We start from the raw sequence: 19,882 nt of genomic DNA on the forward strand, positions 1-19,882 counted from the left end.
TTCATTCAAAATTGGGTGACCCAATTATCCGCAACTTCATAGTAATTGGTAATGAAAACGGTGTCAATGTTTTTTTCTAATCCTTCTAATCGAAAAAACGACCCGCAAGGCAGCCTCTTTTCAAGTGCCACACTGCGGGTCATATGCTCTTATGATAGATTATTTTCCACCCTTATAACGCTCATAAGCAGCTTCGTAGATTTCCAAGTAACGCTTCATGTTCATTTGCTCCAGCTGCTTCACATACGCATCCCACTGATCGAAGCCTGCCGCTCCAGAGGCGAACTTGTCGCGCATCTCGTCGATATACGTCTGGATGTCCGTCTGGATTGTCGTCAATTCTTCCTGCTCCTCTGGTGTGAAGTTGAACGATGGCCACACATCCTCCATTTTCACGGAGAATGGCTCTGCATCCTGCGCATTCTTCACAGAAGAAGGATAGCCCTCCGCACCCTTGAAGAACTTCTGCTTCACGATGCCAGGATAGTAGCCGCCCGGCCACGTTAGGTATTGGCTGATGGCTTGATCCAGATTCAGACCATCCTTGTTGTTCTTAATTGCATCTAGATATTCATAGTCACCCTTGTCGTTCACCTGATAGGTAACACCTTCAAAGCCCATGAAGAACATCTTAGCGCCTTCATCGCCATAGAAATGATCAATCCAGCGTATTGCGGCTTCTGGATTCTTCGCTTTGTCCGTCAGGACGAACATACCGAGGTTGCCAAGCGGCGAGCCGATATTCGTCAGCAACTTTTCTCCGTTCACTCCTTGAATGACCGGCATCCCCACATAACCATCCTGATTGTACACGGCCTTCGGATCAACACCGTCCAAGAACCCATATAAGCCGGCGCTCGCCTTCGACGTAATGTCCGTATCCTTCATCGTGAAGGTTTCCTTGTCCAGCAGTCCATCCTTGTATAGCTTAGCGACATATTGCAGCAATTGCTTATATTCATCAGTTGACTGAACAAAACGCAGCTTCCCCGTCGCCGGATCAAGATCCACATTCGGGTTGGCTATCCCGTTCTTGCTTAATCCAAATGGTCCGCGCAAAAAGTTGATCATAATGCTGACGCCCATGGAATCTCATCCTGCTTGCCGTTCTTGTTCGGATCCTTTTCTTTAAACGCTTTCAACACCTGAACCAATTCATCCAGATTCGTCGGCGCCTTCATACCCACGTTGTCCAGCCATTCCTGCTTCATCCAAGGCGTGCCGTAGAACAGCGATTTGAACTCCGGATCAAATATGGTTGGGAAGCCGTAAATGCTGCCATCCGGCATCGTAATTCCCTTTTTTACAATCGGGTACTGCTCCATAATCTTCTTGAAGTTCGGCGCATATTGATCAATGAGGTCGTTCAGCCTGAGAAATGTTCCTTGACTACCGTATTTGATTAAGTCCGTCTTCGGCAGTGCAGAGGCGAAAAACATCTCTGGATAATCGCCGCCAGCCAGCTTAATGTTGCGCTTCTCCTTCAGACTGTCGATCTGCACCGTCTCCCACTCGATATGGATGTTGCTCATTTTCTCGTATTCCTGCCAGAGCATCAGCTTGCTCCAATCGGCAGAAGCGAAGAACTTGCCAGCGAAGGCCGTCATCGTCATTTTGTCCTTCGCGATCGGCATGCCTTCCTTGTTCATCAGCGCCACACGCTCATCACGATTGCCCTCGTTCGCTGCACCGCCGCCTCCGCCTCCGCACGCCGTTACGAGCAATGAGAAGCTCAGCACCACACTAAGCGTCAATGTGAACCATTTTCTTGAACGCATCACATGTCCCCCTTGATTATTCAATATTGGAATACCGGTACCGATAGCCGTGCAATCTACCCCTTCAATGCGCCAATCATGATGCCCTTCACGAAGTACCGCTGCAAGAACGGATACAAAATCAACATTGGCAAATTCGCTACAACGAGTACAGCGTACTTTAACCCTTCCACGCTCATCTTCATCCGGACCGCTGATTCAGAAGTCAGCTTCACGAACTCGCCGGAATCGCTTTGAATCAAGATTTCACGCAGGATAAGCTGCAGTGGGAATTTCTCCTTCGTCGTCAAGTAAATCAAGGCATTAAAGTACGAGTTCCAATGACCCACTGCATAGAAAAGCACCATAACTGCAATAATCGGCATGGATAGCGGCAGTACGATACGGAGCAGCGTTTGAATGTGCGTGCATCCATCGATCATCGCAGATTCCTGAAGCTCACCGGGAATCGACTGCTGGAAGAAGGTGCGCATAATGATGATATTCCATACGGATACAGCATTCGGGATAATCATGACCCACAGTGTATCGAGCATGTTCAAGTTTTTAATCAATAAATAGGTAGGAATCAATCCGCCCCCGAAGAACATCGTGAATACGATAAGTCCGGTTACTAGTCCCCGCCCCGCCAAGTCACGGCGAGATAATGGATAGGCGGCACAGATGGTCATCACGACATTAAGCGCCGTACCGATGACCGTATATAGAATGGTGTTGCTGTAGCCGAGCAGAATGTCCTTGTTTTGAAAAATTTTCGTATAGGCATCAAAATTGAACCCCTTCGGAATGAGCCACATTTCTCCGCGCAGCACATGTTCCGGATTACTGATAGAAGCGCTCAATACGAATACGAGCGGGTACAGAACGATGAGAGTGAGCAAGGTAAGCAGCGTGTAATTGATTAGGTTAAATATGCGGTCGCCAAACGAACGATCGATCATCTTCTGTCCCCCCTTACCATAGGCTCGTCTCGTTGACACGCCGCGCAATGTAGTTCACAACAATCAAGAGCGCAAAATTGACAACGGAATTGAACAATCCAACGGCAGCCGAGAAGCTGTACTGCGCGTCCAAAATACCGGTACGATATACATAGGTGGAGATGATGTCTGAACTGCTCATGTTGAGTGAATTTTGCATGAGGAATACTTTCTCGAAACCGACCGACATGACGCTGCCTAGATTCAAAATGAGCAGAATGATTATCGTGGGCGCTATCGTAGGCAGGTTAATATGCCAGATGCGCTGTACACGTGTTGCGCCATCAATGGTCGCTGCTTCATGCAGCTGGTGATCGACACCAGAAAGGGCCGCCAAGTAGATGATGGAGCTCCACCCCATGGTCTGCCATACATCGGACAGCACATACAGCGTTTTGAACCAACCCGGAGAGGTCATAAAGGTAATTGGCTCGCCGCCCATCGCCACGATCAGATGATTGATAATGCCTGTACTCGGATTCAGGAAAATAAACAGCATCCCTACAACAACGACGACCGACAAGAAGTGCGGGGCGTACGTAATGGTCTGTATGACCTTCTTGAACCGCTCGGCCTTCACCTCGTTCAGCATCAGCGCAAGCAGGATCGGGATTGGGAAGCTTAGCGCCAAGGAATACAGACTGATGAGCACCGTGTTCGTCAGCAGGCGTTCGAAGTAGAAGCTGTTGAAGAAGCGTTCGAAATGCTTGATGCCAACCCACGGACTGTCCCATATCCCCTTATTCGCCATAAAGTCCTTGAAGGCAATCTGAATACCGTACATCGGCAAATAGTGAAAGATGATATAGTACAACACGACCGGAAGCAGGAGCAGATACAGCTGCCAATTCTTCACCAGCCCCCTGCGGATCCGCTCCATTCGACTGTTGCGCCCAGGTTCAAGCTCACTGGAACGCTGCATTGCAAGTTCAGTTGCCTTCATCGCCTCTTCCTCCCTGATGCATCGTCTACGTGCAAGCTATCCGGCTGCTTCATGGATTAGCCCTCCGATAGGATAGCGGTAGCATCCAAATTCGGTATTGGCGAGACAGGGACAACGCCGCCGCCTTGGCGAATCGACTCGGTTGCCGCACAACCTACAGCCACGCTCATACGACCCGCAAGTGGAGTTGCTATCGGCTCCTTCCCATGCAGAATCATATCGACGAAGTCCTTGCAAATGTTCGGATCCGCTCCGCCATGCGATCCCTTCGCCTCCTTAATCTGATACACGCGATCTGCCAGCTCGCGCTCTGTATTGGATTTGCGTGTCCATACGTATACTTTGTCTTCCATTTCGTTATTTTCCATCCGGCCTTCCGTGCCAATAAAGGTGTAGTTCCGCTGATAATCCGGTGTGAAGTGGCATTGTAGATAGGACGCCTTAATCCCGCCTTCCAGCTCCATAATGACCATATTGTTGTCCTCCACATTCACCTCTTCACGGAATGCACATTCGATCAGTCTCCCTGGGCTCGCTTCCGTACATGTTGCCCGCTCCTCACAGCTTGGACAGGTTAAGTCATTCGACTTATCCCCGCCATAAAAGTCCAAGCTGCCGAATGCGCTCACCTTCGTCGCATAGCGCCCTGTAATCCAATGAATGATATCGATATCATGCGATCCCTTCTGGAGCAGCAATCCTGTGCTGTTCTTGGAGTTCGCATGCCAATCGTGGAAATAGAAATACCCGCCCCAGCCTACAAAATGTCTTACCCAAACAGCCTTGATCTCGCCAATTACACCAGAATCCACAATTTCCTTCATTGTGCGGTACATGTTCATGTAGCGCATATTAAAACCAACCATCAGACGCTTGCCGGATTCCTTCCATGCGTTCAAAATGTTGTCGCAGCCTTCCACCGTAATCGCCAGCGGCTTCTCGCAAAATACATGTTTGCCTGCCTTAAGCGCTGCTACGGCATGCTCCTCATGACAAAAATCAGGCGAGGTCACCGCAATCGCGTCGATATCTTCGCGTGCAAGGAGTTCCCGATAGTCTGTCGTGACGAACGCGTCCGGGTTAACATCATCCTTGAATTCCTGAAGGCGCTCCGGATAAATATCAGCTGCGCCCACTACAATGGATCGTCCCTCCGGCTGATGCCAATATTTCGCGATTGTCCCTCTTCCACGTGCACCAATCATGCCAATTCGAACTTGCTTCTCTGTCTTCATTTCCTCATTCTCCTCTCGATTATGCTTGCAAGCCTTGTGCAAAATGCCCGCTTGCAGCAGCACATCGCCCTCTATAGTAAAGCGCTTTCAATACGCGATGCCGCTAGTTCTCTTGTGCAGCAGCTAAATGCAGGTAAGGGGAAATAAGCGTCAGCAAATAAAGCGTGCAGCACATTGGCTAACGTTCAATCAGATATTTTTCTAGTCGGCTTCTTCCATGGTGAGGTATTTAGAATTCATACGAGACGGGATTCATAGGATCTAGGTGCACTTGATCTATTGGATGTATTAGATCTATTGGATTCTTGGGTTCATAAGGAGTTTTCTTCTTGCACCATGCTGAATGGTGAATATATGAAGTGTGTCTGATGTGATGGATCTTCTAGTGTGATGATCGTGATTGATGGTCAAGTGATGGGAATATAATAGTGCTACCCAAGTACTTAAGTTTGGGTATTGAATCACTTTGCGCAAAAAAGACAAATATATTTGGGGTAAAATCTCTTGAAGTTTGGATAAAAATATAGCGAGCACATTTACTGAAAATGGTTCCATCTGCAAGCTTGTCGTCATTATATTACGCTAAACTTTCCTCCGTCAACACGTTTTTGGATGAATTTTTCATCAACCAAATTTTAAATATTTGGGGCAAATATCCAAACTATGCATCTCCCTCAGCTTCTCCGTATTGCATGGAGTTGATCAGTTTCAATACGGCGTACAGGAATATCCGTGCAATCGGCGAATACAACATAGGTAGAATAAATCGTCCCCTTCACACTATAAACAGGTAAGAGAAGGAGTTTGATGACATGAGTAAAGTGCTAGTACTCGGGGGAACCCGCTTCTTTGGCAAGAAGCTTGTAAACCTGCTTATTCAAGAAGGCTCGGATGTTACCGTTGCAACACGAGGACATACGGAGGATTCTTTCGGTGATCAAGTGACGCGTATCCATCTTGACCGAACAGTGCCTGAACAATTGCGGCAGGCTGTCGGCGACACGGAATGGGATGTCGTGTACGATAATATCGGCTATCACCCGCAGGATGCGTTCCATGCTTGTGAGATATTTGCTGGCAAGGTGAAGCGGTACATCTTCACTTCAACCTTGTCTGTCTATCCCTTCGGGCAGATAGGCTATTCCGAAGAGGAATTCTCCCCATATACATACGCCATACCAGCCAATCTTCCGCAGGAAATCGCATATGGCGAAGGCAAGCGGCTTGCTGAAGCCGTCCTGTTCCAGCATGCTTCCTTCCCCGTATGTGCCGTCCGGTTTCCAATCGTGCTTGGCATGGATGACTATACGAAGCGGCTTCATTTCCACATCGAGCATGTACAACAGGGGCTTCCTATCGGACTTCCGAATCCACAAGCCGAGATGAGCTATATCACTTCGGATGAAGCAGCCCGCTTCCTATTCTGGCTGAAAAACCAGCACTTCGAAGGGCCTGTCAACGCCTGCTCGGACGGGGTACTGTCGATCCGTCAGATCATTCAGCTCATCGAAGAGGGAGTAGGCAAATCTGCACTTATCGTAGACACTTCCGATCCACAGCAGGCAGCAGCATTCGATACCGCTCACCTGTCTCCGTTCGGCGTGCCGGAGCAATGGGGCCTGGATACAAGCAAGGCAGCACAGCACGGATTCAAGTTCGACTCGATTCAGGACTGGTATCCTCAACTCATTACATCGATTATCAGTTCCCGTTCGTAATAGGACAGGCTCGAAGTAAAACACTCAAGGATCCGGTTCAAAAGTCCGTCTTACATTTTGACCCCTACATGGGAGTGAATATGCATGACAAAAGACGCCTTTCCCCCACTACACTGTGGCTTTAAAGGCGTCTTCGTTTATCTTATAGGACTGATCTCCTGTTTAACAGCTATTGAGAACAGCCTCATCCGCTTAGGTAGACTTGCGTACAATCAGAGAAAAAGGGAGCAGCATTCGGAAAGGCGCTGGATATGGATCCGTCAGTCCATCCAATAAAGCCTTCGCGGCAGCATACCCCATCTCGTACTTCGGAATATGAATAGACGACAATGGTGGAGAGCTGTATTTGGCGAACTCAATATCATCAATGCCTATGAAGGCAAGATCCCCGGGAATGGACAGTCCCTCTTCCGCCGCTGCCCGCATCGCAGCAATTGCCATCATATCGCTGGCACAGAACATCGCAGTAGGCCGATCTACTTGTTGTACTAGCTGCTTCATCTGTTCATAACTGCGATCCGCATCCCATTCAGCGTCAATGACCCAATTCGGGTTCCATACACAACCCGCTTCCTCAAGAGCGATTCGGTATCCCCGATACCTCTTCTCCCGCTCCAGTTGTCCAAGCAGCCCTTTCCCTCCAATAAATCCAATTTTGCGGTGCCCATTCGTGATGAGATGACCAACCGCCACCCTTGCCGCATTCATCCGATCGTAGGAGATGACCGGAATTGACGGATCTGCTACATCGATCCCAACAATGTTCGGCACTCTCTCCTTCAGCCACTTATATTGAGCAGGATCCATTCCTTCTACACAAATGATTCCGCTAAGCTGATACGACTTCAATAGGGATTCAAACAACGTGGTGCTTCTCAGTTCAGCTTGGGTATGTAAAAAAGCAAGTGAAGCTCCTGCCTCAAACAGCTTGGCTTCTATTCCTTGAATAATCGGAGAAAAGTAAGGATGATTGTACTTGTTGTCAGGAAGTGATAGGATGCAGCCAATCGCATGAGTGGACATAGGAGATGTGTGATGCCGCGTTCGGGTACGCGCTTTGGGATTGGCTATAGGTGTTACCTGATAATTGAGTGTTTTGGCGGCCTGCCATATTTTCTGCTTCGTCTCTTCACTTACTCGCCTGCTGTCATCATGATTTATAACGCGTGAGACAGTCGATATCGAGACTCCGACCTTCTCTGCTATATCTTTCAGTCTGACCATGATCTCCTCCCCTGGCAGTATGACTTATTCTTCGAAGTCGGTAAGCAGTCTAGTTGTAAATCACAGCATACCACAGCGATCATGCACTTAAAAGCATGAAGTACAAGGCGGCGCGGTTCACTCACTTCCCCTCACTTTCCCTCACTGTTTCGGGAAATTTGGCTTCAGCCGCTTTTTTTTGCAAATAGGGACATTTTGTCCCTGACCAATAGCCAATGCCGTGCATTATATATTAACAATAGGTCAGTTCTATCCGCTTTGTGCAGGAACCTGTGGAGGGTCGCTAGGATGAAATACATGCTCGGCATCTTTTATGTGAATCGCCTTGATCTATTGTATCGGGCCATTGCCAGTATCCAGCCCTACTGGCCGCATACGGTTATCATCGATAATTCAGACAGCCATGACCTCCGTCATGAAGCAGCCTTATCCTCTATCGTTTCGATTTACGAGCCCCCTGTTCCCTTCTCACATAGTCAATCGCAAAATATGCTGCATCGATGGGGCGCTGAGCGGCAATGTGACGCTGTTCTCTATATGCACTCCGACGCAGAAGCTCATGAAGGCGTTCCGGATGCATTCTTCGCTACACTAGCAGCATGGCAGCAGACTGGGCATCGATGGGGCGTCGCCTTCACTAACTTGGATACGCTCGCTGCATTTCACATGGACGCAATTAGAGCTGCTGGACCGTGGGACCACCTGCTTCCTATGTACTTCTCCGATCAGGACTGGTACCGAAGAGTCGTGCTGGCAGGATACCCGATCGTTCCAACCGGACTGGGCGTGACCCATCATAATGCCGGGGCTTCGACGGTTAAGTCCAATCCCCTGCTCACCCATCTCCATCACGTTACCTTCCCGTTGTACCACCACTATTATGAGACCAAGTGGGGCGGTACTCTAGGGAAAGAGACCTACCACCTTCCATTCAATCAATTCCCGCTGAATCCCGTTGACAATTATCTTCCTGTCACGTAACCCCTGAACACGGAACGCGAGGCTCGATTATCTCTGTCTATCATAGATAGAATGAGGGAGTGTATATCGAATGAAAAAATGTATTGTATTCGGAAATTGTCACGTATTTCCCATACGCAGGTATTTGATGGCATCTCACACATTCCGCTACAGTTATAAGCTGGTAGATGTGCTCCCTATCCAAAACTGCAACCAAGAGATCGGTATCGGCGATCATGTGCTGAACGATTGTGATTTGTTCATTTACATGAAGACGAGCGATGCCTACGGCGAGCGCTTGTCTAGTGATTACTTGTTAAGCAGGCTGCCGCCCCATTGCAAGAAAATTAGCATTGGCAACGCCTACTTCAAATCCTACTACCCTCAATTTACTTACAATAACAAGAATACGCTGTATGGATACGAGGATCAGAACGTTCTCCGGTTATTGAAGCGAGGAGAGAGCAAGGAACGAATTGTCGCCATATTGTCTGACGAGCAATTCTATTCCGCCAAAGAACTGCAAATGATCCACAACGAATTCATGTATAATCTCCGTCAACGCGAATTCGACATTGATATTCCACTTGCGAATTTCATCGAGCAGCATTATCAGAAGGAGCATCTATTCTGCACGGTGTGCCATCCCCGCTACCATATTATCCGCTACTTAGCGATGAACATTTTGCAGCGAATCGGAATTTCTACGATGGAAATTGCGAAAGCCTTTTACGATTCAGACTTCATCGATTTGATTCACCCTATTTATCCAAGCGTCATTAAGCATTTGGATCTGAGATTTCTGCAGCCAGGTGCTCGTATCTATTCGCTGGGAGATGAGAAGTTCACCTTCCAAGAATATATCGCACGGTACGTGGATATTCACAGCCAAGAACTGCAAACGGTGTAGGGTTCACATCATCTCATCGAATAACCCGGATCATATGTAAACAAATCAGAGAGCACTCAGCTCTCTGATTTGTTCTGTCTTCAAAACATTCTCGGTCTTCTATTTTGATTTCGCCACAAGTTCTCTGGTTAATGCATAGACCTTTCCTTTTTCATTTATAGCCGCCGAAATGCTTGGACTGCCCTTTTTCAAAAATGTATAGTTGTTATCCTCTACCTTCACTTGGTATCCTGTCACGTCGATGCCGAATATCTTCTTAATCATCGGATTCATTGTTTTTATTGCTTGTGCGGCGGTATACTTTGGCTTAGCGAACTTCTTCTTTAACTCTTCCTTAGAACGGGAAACCGGGCTTTCTTTGCTCCAAACTATGGCTTCTACCTTATTCGTAGCCCTATCCACCCACACAATTATCGATTGCTCATACTCAGAGAATGAATAACTATCAGTCCCTTCCACTACTAAGCGTTGGATGGAGTCGAACGTCAATTTTTTTCCGCTAGTTAATGCACCTACCGCCTGCCGGACAGCCTGAACGGTCTCCTGATTAAGCTGAGTCATCGGCACATCATAAATTGCAGTTCGCACTTTTCCACTCTTTGAGTCGAAGACAAGAAGATAAGAACCTATGGCGGTGATTTCACCACTTGTTCCACTTATGCTCAACGTATCAATATCGTCATATGAAAGGTTCTGGTCTGTTTCCTTAATGGTTGATTTAAGTTTCGTCCGGATGCCCTCGTCCAAGGATAATAGCTGAGGATCAAGCGTGATTTCGTAGACTTCACCGGTTTGTTCTTTTATTGCAACTGCTGCTGCCCTTATCTTCTTATCACCTTTTACGGGATTCGTTACGGTTCGGAATGCTTTCGAATATAGAACAGGCACTTTCTTCCCATCGATTTCATGGGAATATTGAACGCCCTCAAATTCAATTTCCTCATTTATGAACGGCTTCAAAGCCTCCTGCGCCTTCTCCACCATCTCCTTGTCCAAATCCATAACGTTCTTCGTGAATCCCGGCTCACCCTGCTTCGAATTAGCCGCCGCTGCACCGGATGCAGGTGCCGGAATGGATGCCATAAGAAGCGCTGCAATTACAGATAAAAGAAATACTTTGTATCGGTTAATGAATAGATCCCTCATCTCCATATATATCAGCTTCCTATTTTATCCTCACTCAGAACTTTAATCCAGAACTTTAATCCAGAACTTTAATCAAGCTTTACCTAGGGCTTTGCCCATTAATTCCTCTTTCCGTTCTCAGGCATCAGACTGATACCGTAACAATTCCCTTTTAAATCCACACTGGCCGCTATCGTAGGACTGCCTTTTTTCGTAAAAATAAATCTACTTCCGTATTTCGACTCCTGCTTCGCCTCGTACCCGCTCAAGTTTATATTGAATATTGATTTTGTTTTGGCTTCTACCGCAGCCTTCACCTTCTTGATGTCCAAATCCGCATATGCTTTATCTTTTTCAGGAACATCCATTTTCTTTATAAGAACATCATAGATTTTACCCGTAACAGCACCGATCTCCAGGCCTATCCACTGCTCTTCATCACCGCCGCTAATTCGCCATACATAGGAATCCTCCTTCATTTTCGGATCATTGTTCACGAACTTGTGCAGTTGGGCTTTCGTTAATGCTGGATTTCCGCCGTTCGAAAATTTCTTCAAAGCTGCTTCTGCATTTTTCCGTACTGAAGCGTCTATATTCTTATAGGAGAAGTCGATATAAGCGGTATGATCCTGATCTGTCATGGAAGCGGCAAAATCCTCACCCAGCATTGAAATACGGGTTTCATTCGGGGATTTATGTAGATCCACTTGTTTCGGTGCATACTTCCGTTTATTATTCAGCTCCTTAAGCAAGCCAATCATCTTGTCCTGCTTGGCCTTTTCTAATTGATCGAAGGTGAGGCGCAGGTTCAAAAACACGATTTCCTTCGTGTTCTTGTTCATCATCATATTCCCTATATTGTCTTTGAAAGTAATCGTCAAGTTCACTCCTTCCATGTTCACATCGGCCTCAACGATAGACAAGCCTGACAAATCACGAACCTCTTTTTTTATTTTCTCTTGAATCTCCTTATCTACATCTGTTAGCTTCATCGTATTCTGATCACTTGCCTGTGTGACCGTCTTCGCCGCATAAGATTCCGTTGCAAGTAAAGCTGTCAGTACAAGCGCTGCTGCCGTCATACATATCCATACTTTGTTCCATGATTTCATTTGAAATTGCTCCCTTCAGCATTGTCAGTTGATATGTTCCTTTTCTGTGTACCTATTCCGTTAAGGGGATTGTCATTTCCAAGTCTTTGATGTAATCCACCAGTGGTGTATCTTCCGTCACGAACGTCAGCTTCTGATCGGGCGATACCTGGTCATATTCCGCGACAAAGCGATAATTCTCGGGATCGATCACCCGGATTTGCTCATCGATGAGCAATTGCCCTTGCTCGTCTTCCACATATAGACGACGACCGTTATCGAACGGATTGTCACCAACCTTGTTGTAATAAACAAAAAGTCTGGTATCCTTCCATTCCATGCGCGTCACTTCCAAATGTCCAGCCGCTCCTTGGCTGAGAATAAGTGGCTTCTCTTCGCTTGGCATTTCGTTAACCGTAGTTTTATTTTGAGACAATGGCTTCTTAGAAAATATTCTGAAATACGGCTTCAACGTAATCGATTTCGGTGGACGTTGGAACGGTGCGAAATTGAAGTTGCACGTAATGTGCTCGATCCCATTAATCAACGTCCCTGATCCATCCCTCCCGTTAATTGGCTGGAGTTCATTTCCGCGATCATCGAAGATGGCAACATTAAGTACCAATGGCATCAACTCTTTAGGACGGTGTGGATGCTCGTGTTTCAAAATAACCCGCGTTGACACTTCCGACATTTCGATTTTATCTACTTTCACGACGGACTCCCCGTACTTTCTGACCATGTCAGATGTGATGGTTCGCGAAGCAACCTTTTTCACGGGGAAGCTGAATTCGAATCGATCCTGCTCCATTCCCTCCAAGAACACAAACAGCTTCAATTCGAACTCATCGGGTAGATTCCAGTTAGGTGTAAAGTTAATGACACTGTTTACCGTCTTGCCGTCTTCCGATAGGATGCGATCCCGTAAACTGTTTGCAAAATGATCGAGTTCACCGTCAATCGCCAGCTTTACCTGTTCGATTTTTCGCCCAGGCGCCAGCTGAACGAAGCCCACGGATAATCTTGCTCCATCGTACATGACCTTGGATACTTTCAGCGTTTCTCCGTTTATCGTCACGCTTTGATTGACATTATCGACGAGCCCCTTTTCATCCGCTGCCTGCAGCCCTAAGTCCCCCGCAATCGTGAACACGGTATTCAGAAGCGGAATCTTCTTCAATGTCTGCGCCATCACCGGCGACACAAACCCAGAACCGATAATGCCCATGCCGATAAAAGATACCGCTGCCGTTATGACGGCGACTTGGCGCAAGCGTCTCTTTTGTCGGCTTGCTGCATTCGATCGCAGCGCGTGAACGGACTGCACTACACTCTGCTTCACAACATCTGGCACAGCATCCCGCTTAGCCGCCAGGTCTCGCAGCTCTGCATAGGTAGCGTCGTAGCGCTGCCGCACCACTTCAGGGACTTCGCGGGGCTCATTGGCAGTCGCCTGCTTGAGCACATGCTCCATATCAACATGTTTCATAGTCGCCCGTCCTTTCAAAAGGATTGTCCATCACCTTCGCCAACGCTGCACGGGCCCGATGCAAGCGCGACTTAATCGTTCCTTCTGTTGTGTCCAGCAGCTCCGCAATGTCTCTCACAGACATGTCCTCAAAATAATGCAGCGAAATGACGATGCGGTGATTATCCTCCAACCGATCAATCTCCGCGATCAGATCCAAGTACTCGATATGCTCATTGTCCGCAGCAGTTGCCGACTTCATTGGAAGATCAGCCATGACGACAACCCGCTTCTGCTTGCTGACTAATTGATGACATTCATTCATTACAATACGGAACATCCATGTCTGGAAGTAGGCAGGTTCTCGTAAAGTATGTATCGCGCGAAACGCCTTGAATATCGCCTCCTGAATCACATCAGCGCAGTCCTCATCCCGCTTCAAGATGGAACGTGCTACCCGATATAAACTGCGCTCCATACCTGTAATAAGCCGAATAAATGCTTCGCAATCTCCCTGCTGTGCCAGCCTTACTTCGTCCACCGTTAGCACATTGATAATCCTCCCTCAAGATTTGAATAAGCTTATTCTATTACGTTAGATTGGATATGAAGGAAGTTGGTTCCATCCAAACAACATTTCATTTTGGCAGGACAAAAAGCCGTTCATGACAAACCTCCCCAATTAAGAAGGGGCGAACAGATGTATAAATAAATATATTTTCCGTATTTTTCCTGATGAGGTATTGAAAATCTACCTGTCACATATATACTGATTATATAAATATCATTTGATATGTATCAGATGATATTTCATTGGATTTGGATGCCTACTAGGGAGGAGACCCGCTATGCCGCCTAAGACGAAATTTTCGCGGGATACGATCATTGATGCCGCCTTCCACATTGCCATGCGAGAAGGAATTTACAGCATTACGATTCGCAAGGTCGCAGAACATCTGGGAAGCTCAATTGCGCCTATTTATGTCAACTTCACAGATGTTGCGGAGCTCATTCAAGTGGTCGTACAGCGTATTTTTGCTTTCAGCGACGAATATCTCCTCAGTCAGGATACGGGCCAGCCATTTCATGATATTGGCGTTGCCACACTCCGCTTCGCACGGGAATACCCGCTCCTGTTCCGCGACATGGTCATGAGACCGAACCCCTATTTGCAGCATGAGCCCAGCGAAATGAACAGCATTATCGACAGAATGAAGACCGATCCGGAGCTTGCCGATTTCACAGACGAAGAGCTGATGCCTATTCTGCTTAAGATGAGAATATTTACACTAGGTCTGTCCGTTATGACGGCTAATAGCCTGCTGCCAGAAGGCTTCAATGACATTGAGGTCATGGACAGTACGTCCGCCGATATTATCGCTGCCGCCCGCATGCGGCAGAAAGGGGAGCAATTATGAATCGTCAGGAAGCGATGAGTCGAATCGAGCGGCAGTTTAGAAGCGTTATTCAGCGCAATCACAAGCTTCACAACGCCTATTTCCTCGTACATTGTGAGCCCTTGGGCATTCATCTGAACATGGCGGAAGGCACGACACGAGGTCAGCCATCTCTTCCGCAGCAGTGCTATTATATTGCCAGCATAAGCAAGCTGTTCACCTCGGTACTTACGGCAATGCTCGCAGAAGAGGGCAAACTCACCTACGAAGATCCCATCCATCATTACCTTCCTTCGGAGCTGATGCACAAGCTCCATGTATACAAGGGCACCGATTACTCTACTCAAATTCAAATCAAGCATCTGCTCGGTCATACATCTGGACTGAACGATTACTTCGAGGATCGGCCAAGGCGAGGCCCTCGAATGCTCGATCTATTCACCTCAGAACCTTCGCGCCAATGGACGCCGCAGGAGGTTATCCAATGGTCCAAGGAGCATCTGACGTCCCACTTCCCACCCGGACAGGGAATCCATTACTCGGATACCGGATACCACTTATTAGGCCTACTCATCGAAAATATCACATCCAATCCACTCCATGAAGCATTTCGCCGTTACTTATTCGAACCGCTGCAGCTCCATCATACGCATATGGCGTTTTATTCTACACCGGCAGTAGAAGACCCTTATCCCATGGCCGACTTATATGCAGGCCAGACTGCAATTACCGATTACAAAAGCATCAGCATGGAATACGCAGGCGGCGCCTTAATATCGACCTCAGAGAACTTGCTGACATTCATGAAGGCTCTTACGAGCGGCAAGTTGATATCCAACGAAAGCCTCCAGCGCATGCAAGTATGGACGAAGTTCAGGCCGGGCGTGGATTATGGGTACGGCATTGTCCGCTTTCGAACCGTTCCGATCCTATTCCCGGCAAGATATAATGCGTGGGGCGCATGGGGCTATTCCGGAACCGTTATGTTCTATCATCCCGCCCTCGATGCCTATCTGATCGGCAGCTTGAATCAACTGCGATCCACCGCTAAGGCAGTCCGCATTATGTTCAAGGCCATTGATGTCCTTCTGAAGTGCAGATAGCCAAACGCAAAAACCCGCTGCCAGCGCTTGGGCCGACAGCGGGTAATCTTCTATCCTGATTTCTTTCATTGTATCGAAGAAGACCTCTTCGTTACACCATAATCTTGCACATATCGTTCGTGAACTCCACTGGATCCTGCAGCGGCAAGCCTTCAATCAAGAGCGCTTGGCTGTACAGCAGGTTCGTATACAGGCTCAGCTTCTCTTCATCGGATGCATGAGCGTTCTTCAGAGATTGGAACACTTCGTGGTTCACGTTGATTTCGAGCACCTTATCGGCTTTCACCGCTTGGTTGTTCGGCATCGCGTTCAACACTTTTTCCATCTCGATGGATACTTCGCCTTCTGCAGACAAGCATACTGGATGGGACTTCAAGCGCTTCGAGGCTTTAACGCTCTTCACCTTATCCTTCAAGATGTCCTTCATCGCCTCGAACAGTTCCTTGTTTTCGTCTTGTTCGTCAGCAGACTTGTCATCGCCATCAGATTCGATGCCGAGATCGCCGCTCGATACGTTCTTGAATTCCTTCTCCTTGTACTTCATGAGCATCTTAATCGCGAACTCATCAATGTCGTCTGTGAAGTACAGAATCTCATAGCCCTTATCCAACACAAGCTCAGTTTGCGGCAGCTTCTCGATGCGTTCGATCGATTCGCCAACTGCGTAGTAAATGTATTTCTGATCCTCTGGCATTCTTTCTACGTACTCATCCAGCGATACCAACTTCTTCTCCTTGGAGGAGTAGAACATGATCAGGTCTTGCAGCACATCCTTGTTCATGCCATAGTCGCTGTACACACCATACTTCAACTGTCTGCCGAACGATTGGAAGAACTGCTCGTACTTCTCTCTTTCGTCCTTCATCAAGGATTGCAGCTGGCTCTTAATCTTGTTCTTGATATTCTTCGCGATCAAGCTCAACTGGCGGTCATGCTGCAGCATTTCGCGTGAGATGTTCAAGGACAGATCCTCGGAATCGACCATCCCTTTCACGAAGCTGAAGTAGTCTGGGAGCAGTTCTGCGCATTTGTTCATGATCAACACGCCGTTCGAGTACAGCTCAAGCCCCTTCTCATATTCCTTCGTATAATAGTCGAATGGCGTATTCTCTGGAATGTACAAGATCGCATTATATACAACAGCGCCGTCAGCGCTGATATGAATATGCTTCAGCGGCTTGTCGAAGCCATAACGCTTCTCACTGTAGAAGTTCTCATAGTCTTCTGTCGTCAGCTCATTCTTATTTTTGCGCCAGATCGGAACCATGCTGTTCACTGTTTCTTCTTCTTGATACGCTTCGAATTCCTTATCGTCGTCTTCCTTCGGACGATGCTTCGTCACATCCATCTTGATCGGGTAACGGATGAAGTCAGAATATTTCTTCACGATCGACTTCAGACGGTATTCATCCAGATACTCGTCGTATTGATCATCTTCCGTGTTCGGCTTGATCTTCAATGTGATAACCGTACCCGGCACATCCTTCTCGCTAGGCTCTATCGTGTAACCGTCTACACCCTTCGATTCCCATTTGAACGCTTCGTCACTGCCGAACGCCTTACTAATTACCGTCACGACATCAGCAACCATGAATGCGGAATAGAAGCCTACACCGAATTGGCCGATAATGTTATGGCCATCCTTCGCTTCATTCTCCGTCTTGAAGGCAAGGGAGCCGCTCTTCGCAATAATGCCGAGGTTGTTCTCCAGTTCTTCCTTCGTCATCCCGATCCCTGTATCGGCTATTGTCAACGTACGGTTCTCTTTATCAACCGATACTTTAATGAAGTAATCTTCTTTATTGAACACCACATTGTCATCAGACAAGGCTTTATAGTACATTTTGTCGATCGCGTCGCTCGCATTGGAGATGAGCTCTCTAAGGAAGATTTCCCGCTGCGTGTAGATCGAGTTGATCATCATTTCCAACAAACGCTTGGATTCTGCTTTGAATTGCTTCTTAGCCATGAATAAAAATCCCCTCTCATATCTTTTCATGTCATTACTTACACGTAGTCATTATCATTATAGTAAGTAATGGATTAGCACTCCACTACACAGAGTGCTAACAATATAGTAATAGTGTACCTAGTCTATTTTTTACTGTCAACTATATTACGTTCAAAATTGGGATTTTCTGATATAAATTTTTACTCTTATATCGAGCAGATAATGATGCTGGAAGCATACAAGCCTATCGCTAGACTTTACCTCCCGATTTCCGTTTTTATTTGTATGCCCCTCTATTTACAAACTCTCAAGTTTTCCATTACATCTCCTTAACCCTTCCATTACATAACCTTAACAAGCGGTTGTTATAATCCAGGTGAACAGACAAGAATGCACATTTTAAAGATTCATCTTATGGAGGGACATGACAAATGAAAAAGAAAGCTATGATCGCGCTAGCAACCGCATTGACATGGACAGCTGGAACAGGAATTACTTCGGTACAAGCTGCCGATAGCGTACCTGCATCTCACGTTACGTACACGAACAACGGGCAACCTGTTACACCTACTTCGCCGGCTGTAGAAATCGACTCTCGCTTATACATGCCTCTCCGCGCACTTAGTGAAGTAACCGGCAAATATGTAGATTGGGATGAATTCAGAGGCAGTGTTGCGTTGACGGACAAGCCTGAGTTGACTGGCAAGTATAAGCTCAATGCAGCGGATCTAGCTGAAGGAGTTAAGATGGGCATCGGTTCATCCTTGACTCACGTGCCTGGGGATCCTGACAATGTGTTCTACTCGACTGCTGACCGTGGCCCGAACGGCCAAGTTGAAGTTGGCGGTAAAACTCGCCGGACGTTCCCGTTAGCAAGCTATACACCTAGCTTATACAAGATTCAAATCGATAAAGATGAAATTAAAATATTGGAGCAAATCCCACTCAAGGTGAATGGTAAAAATCCGACGACGGGAAATGCTCATATTACCGGACTTCCGAATAGTAAAGGTCGTGACGAAGCCCCATTCGATGCCAAAGGGGAAAAAGGCTTAGCCTACGATCCATACGGACTCGATATCGAGGGTCTTGCCTATAACGCGAAGGATGACACGTTCTGGATCTCGGATGAATACGGCCCTTCCATCGTTCATGTGAAGCGCGACGGTACGATTATTGAGCGCATTGTTCCAAAAGGATGGGCTGCACAAGTCTCTACACCGCTTGTACCAGCTAGAGAAGTGCTTCCATCCGTATACAATAAGCTTCGCCAAAATCGCGGTGCTGAAGGCGTCGGTATTACGCCAGACGGCAAGTACATGTTCATGTCTATGCAAAGCCCGCTGCGAAATCCAGACAAGTCTACAGACAACTCGCGGCAACTGCGCATCATCAAGTTCGATCTCGCGACATTGCAGCCAGTGGCTGAATATGTATATGTGACAGAGGATGCCAAGCAGTTCACCGGTCTGGATCAAGCAGACATTGTCATCTCGGACGTGGTAGCCATCAACGAGAATACGCTGCTGATTGACGAACGTGACAAAAATGCAGGCGATAAAGCTCAATTGAAGCGTATTTATGCGGTTGATCTCACGACAGCTACGAATATTCTTGGCAAGTATGACGACGAGAAGTCTGGCAAGACACTGGAGCAAATGTCTCTTGCTGATCTGAAATCCAACAGCATTCTGCCGCTTGCGAAGCGTACTGTATTGGATGCGGTTGAATTCAAATATCCATATGAGAAAATTGAAGGTGTATCCCTCGTAGACGGCAACAAACTCGTAATCGTCAATGATAACGACTTCGGTGTGGACAGCAGCTCGTCCGACAACGGCACTGAACTGTGGACATTCAAGCTTCCTTACTCCATCCAATAACTTCACACCTACTTGCAGCACCCCGGAACGGACGTCAGCAGTCAGCGTCTATCCGGGGTGTTCGCGTATATTTCACACGATTCCATATAACCTACCTAATACATACAATTGATCCA

17 protein-coding genes are annotated in these 19,882 nt (G+C 47.2%); 6 read left to right on the plus strand and 11 right to left on the minus strand.

Translation table 11 applies throughout. The features are described 5' to 3' along the window. Window positions 1-159: 159 nt before the first annotated feature. The 5 genes from BLS15_RS30045 to BLS15_RS18775 form a co-directional block, all read right to left on the minus strand. Window positions 160-1,086: a type 2 periplasmic-binding domain-containing protein gene (locus BLS15_RS30045; protein WP_368087131.1), complete on the minus strand. Its 927-nt coding sequence runs from the start codon at window positions 1,084-1,086 to the stop codon at window positions 160-162. Then, window positions 1,068-1,778 carry an extracellular solute-binding protein gene (locus BLS15_RS30050; protein ID WP_368087132.1) on the minus strand — a complete coding sequence of 237 codons (711 nt, stop codon included), beginning with the start codon at window positions 1,776-1,778 and terminating at the stop codon, window positions 1,068-1,070. Before BLS15_RS30050 ends, BLS15_RS30045 begins: the two co-directional genes overlap by 19 nt. 56 nt (window positions 1,779-1,834) lie before the next feature. Beyond that, entirely contained in the window at window positions 1,835-2,719 is an 885-nt protein-coding gene (locus BLS15_RS18765; protein WP_021255379.1) for a carbohydrate ABC transporter permease, read from the minus strand. A gap of 13 nt (window positions 2,720-2,732) precedes the next feature. Then, on the minus strand, window positions 2,733-3,638 hold the full coding sequence (locus BLS15_RS18770; protein WP_231515080.1) for an ABC transporter permease: 906 nt from the start codon (window positions 3,636-3,638) through the stop codon (window positions 2,733-2,735). 119 nt (window positions 3,639-3,757) lie between these two features. After that, window positions 3,758-4,936: a Gfo/Idh/MocA family protein gene (locus tag BLS15_RS18775; protein ID WP_028531970.1), complete on the minus strand. Its 1,179-nt coding sequence runs from the start codon at window positions 4,934-4,936 to the stop codon at window positions 3,758-3,760. 812 nt (window positions 4,937-5,748) lie between these two features. Between BLS15_RS18775 and BLS15_RS18780 the strand changes: the two genes are divergently transcribed. Beyond that, window positions 5,749-6,654 (plus strand): NAD-dependent epimerase/dehydratase family protein, encoded by a 906-nt coding sequence (locus BLS15_RS18780; RefSeq protein ID WP_028531969.1) that lies wholly within the window; start codon window positions 5,749-5,751, stop codon window positions 6,652-6,654. 192 nt (window positions 6,655-6,846) lie between these two features. Here BLS15_RS18780 and BLS15_RS18785 read toward each other — a convergent pair whose 3' ends face one another. Next, a complete protein-coding gene (locus tag BLS15_RS18785; RefSeq protein ID WP_021255383.1) occupies window positions 6,847-7,878 on the minus strand; it encodes a LacI family DNA-binding transcriptional regulator in 1,032 nt (343 codons plus the stop codon). A gap of 288 nt (window positions 7,879-8,166) precedes the next feature. Between BLS15_RS18785 and BLS15_RS18790 the strand changes: the two genes are divergently transcribed. Both BLS15_RS18790 and BLS15_RS18795 read left to right on the plus strand, forming a co-directional pair. Then, a complete protein-coding gene (locus BLS15_RS18790; RefSeq protein ID WP_021255384.1) occupies window positions 8,167-8,859 on the plus strand; it encodes a glycosyltransferase family 2 protein in 693 nt (230 codons plus the stop codon). A 70-nt stretch (window positions 8,860-8,929) separates the two neighbouring features. Next, a complete protein-coding gene (locus BLS15_RS18795) occupies window positions 8,930-9,748 on the plus strand; it encodes a WcbI family polysaccharide biosynthesis putative acetyltransferase (RefSeq protein ID WP_021255385.1) in 819 nt (272 codons plus the stop codon). 99 nt (window positions 9,749-9,847) lie between these two features. Here BLS15_RS18795 and BLS15_RS18800 read toward each other — a convergent pair whose 3' ends face one another. The 4 genes from BLS15_RS18800 to BLS15_RS18815 form a co-directional block, all read right to left on the minus strand. Next, window positions 9,848-10,900 (minus strand): hypothetical protein, encoded by a 1,053-nt coding sequence (locus tag BLS15_RS18800; RefSeq protein ID WP_090513244.1) that lies wholly within the window; start codon window positions 10,898-10,900, stop codon window positions 9,848-9,850. Window positions 10,901-10,992: 92 nt separating this feature from the next. Next, window positions 10,993-11,985: an Asp23/Gls24 family envelope stress response protein gene (locus tag BLS15_RS18805; protein ID WP_021255387.1), complete on the minus strand. Its 993-nt coding sequence runs from the start codon at window positions 11,983-11,985 to the stop codon at window positions 10,993-10,995. Window positions 11,986-12,037: 52 nt separating this feature from the next. Beyond that, the gene (locus tag BLS15_RS18810; protein ID WP_028531968.1) at window positions 12,038-13,453 is read right to left on the minus strand and encodes a DUF4179 domain-containing protein; all 1,416 of its coding nucleotides are present in this window, start codon (window positions 13,451-13,453) and stop codon (window positions 12,038-12,040) included. Continuing rightward, a complete protein-coding gene (locus tag BLS15_RS18815) occupies window positions 13,440-13,982 on the minus strand; it encodes a sigma-70 family RNA polymerase sigma factor (RefSeq protein ID WP_051614033.1) in 543 nt (180 codons plus the stop codon). The genes BLS15_RS18810 and BLS15_RS18815 overlap by 14 nt, the downstream gene beginning before the upstream one ends. A gap of 298 nt (window positions 13,983-14,280) precedes the next feature. Between BLS15_RS18815 and BLS15_RS18820 the strand changes: the two genes are divergently transcribed. Then, the gene (locus tag BLS15_RS18820; protein WP_028531966.1) at window positions 14,281-14,850 is read left to right on the plus strand and encodes a TetR/AcrR family transcriptional regulator; all 570 of its coding nucleotides are present in this window, start codon (window positions 14,281-14,283) and stop codon (window positions 14,848-14,850) included. Further along, complete coding sequence (locus BLS15_RS18825; RefSeq protein WP_028531965.1) at window positions 14,847-15,932, plus strand: serine hydrolase domain-containing protein; 1,086 nt, start codon at window positions 14,847-14,849, stop codon at window positions 15,930-15,932. The genes BLS15_RS18820 and BLS15_RS18825 overlap by 4 nt, the downstream gene beginning before the upstream one ends. 91 nt (window positions 15,933-16,023) lie before the next feature. On the opposite strand, the gene htpG is transcribed toward BLS15_RS18825, so the two are convergent. Next, window positions 16,024-17,901 carry a molecular chaperone HtpG gene (htpG, locus tag BLS15_RS18830; protein ID WP_090513249.1) on the minus strand — a complete coding sequence of 626 codons (1,878 nt, stop codon included), beginning with the start codon at window positions 17,899-17,901 and terminating at the stop codon, window positions 16,024-16,026. Between the two features lie 413 nt (window positions 17,902-18,314). On the opposite strand from htpG, the gene BLS15_RS18835 reads away from it, so the two are divergent. Then, window positions 18,315-19,766, plus strand: a complete 1,452-nt coding sequence (locus tag BLS15_RS18835) for an esterase-like activity of phytase family protein (RefSeq protein ID WP_028531963.1) — start codon at window positions 18,315-18,317, stop codon at window positions 19,764-19,766. The last annotated feature ends 116 nt before the right edge of the window (window positions 19,767-19,882 follow it).

Origin of the sequence: Paenibacillus sp. cl6col, from assembly GCF_900102125.1 — a bacterium.
GTDB classification, from domain to species: Bacteria; Bacillota; Bacilli; order Paenibacillales; family Paenibacillaceae; genus Paenibacillus_B; species Paenibacillus_B suaedae.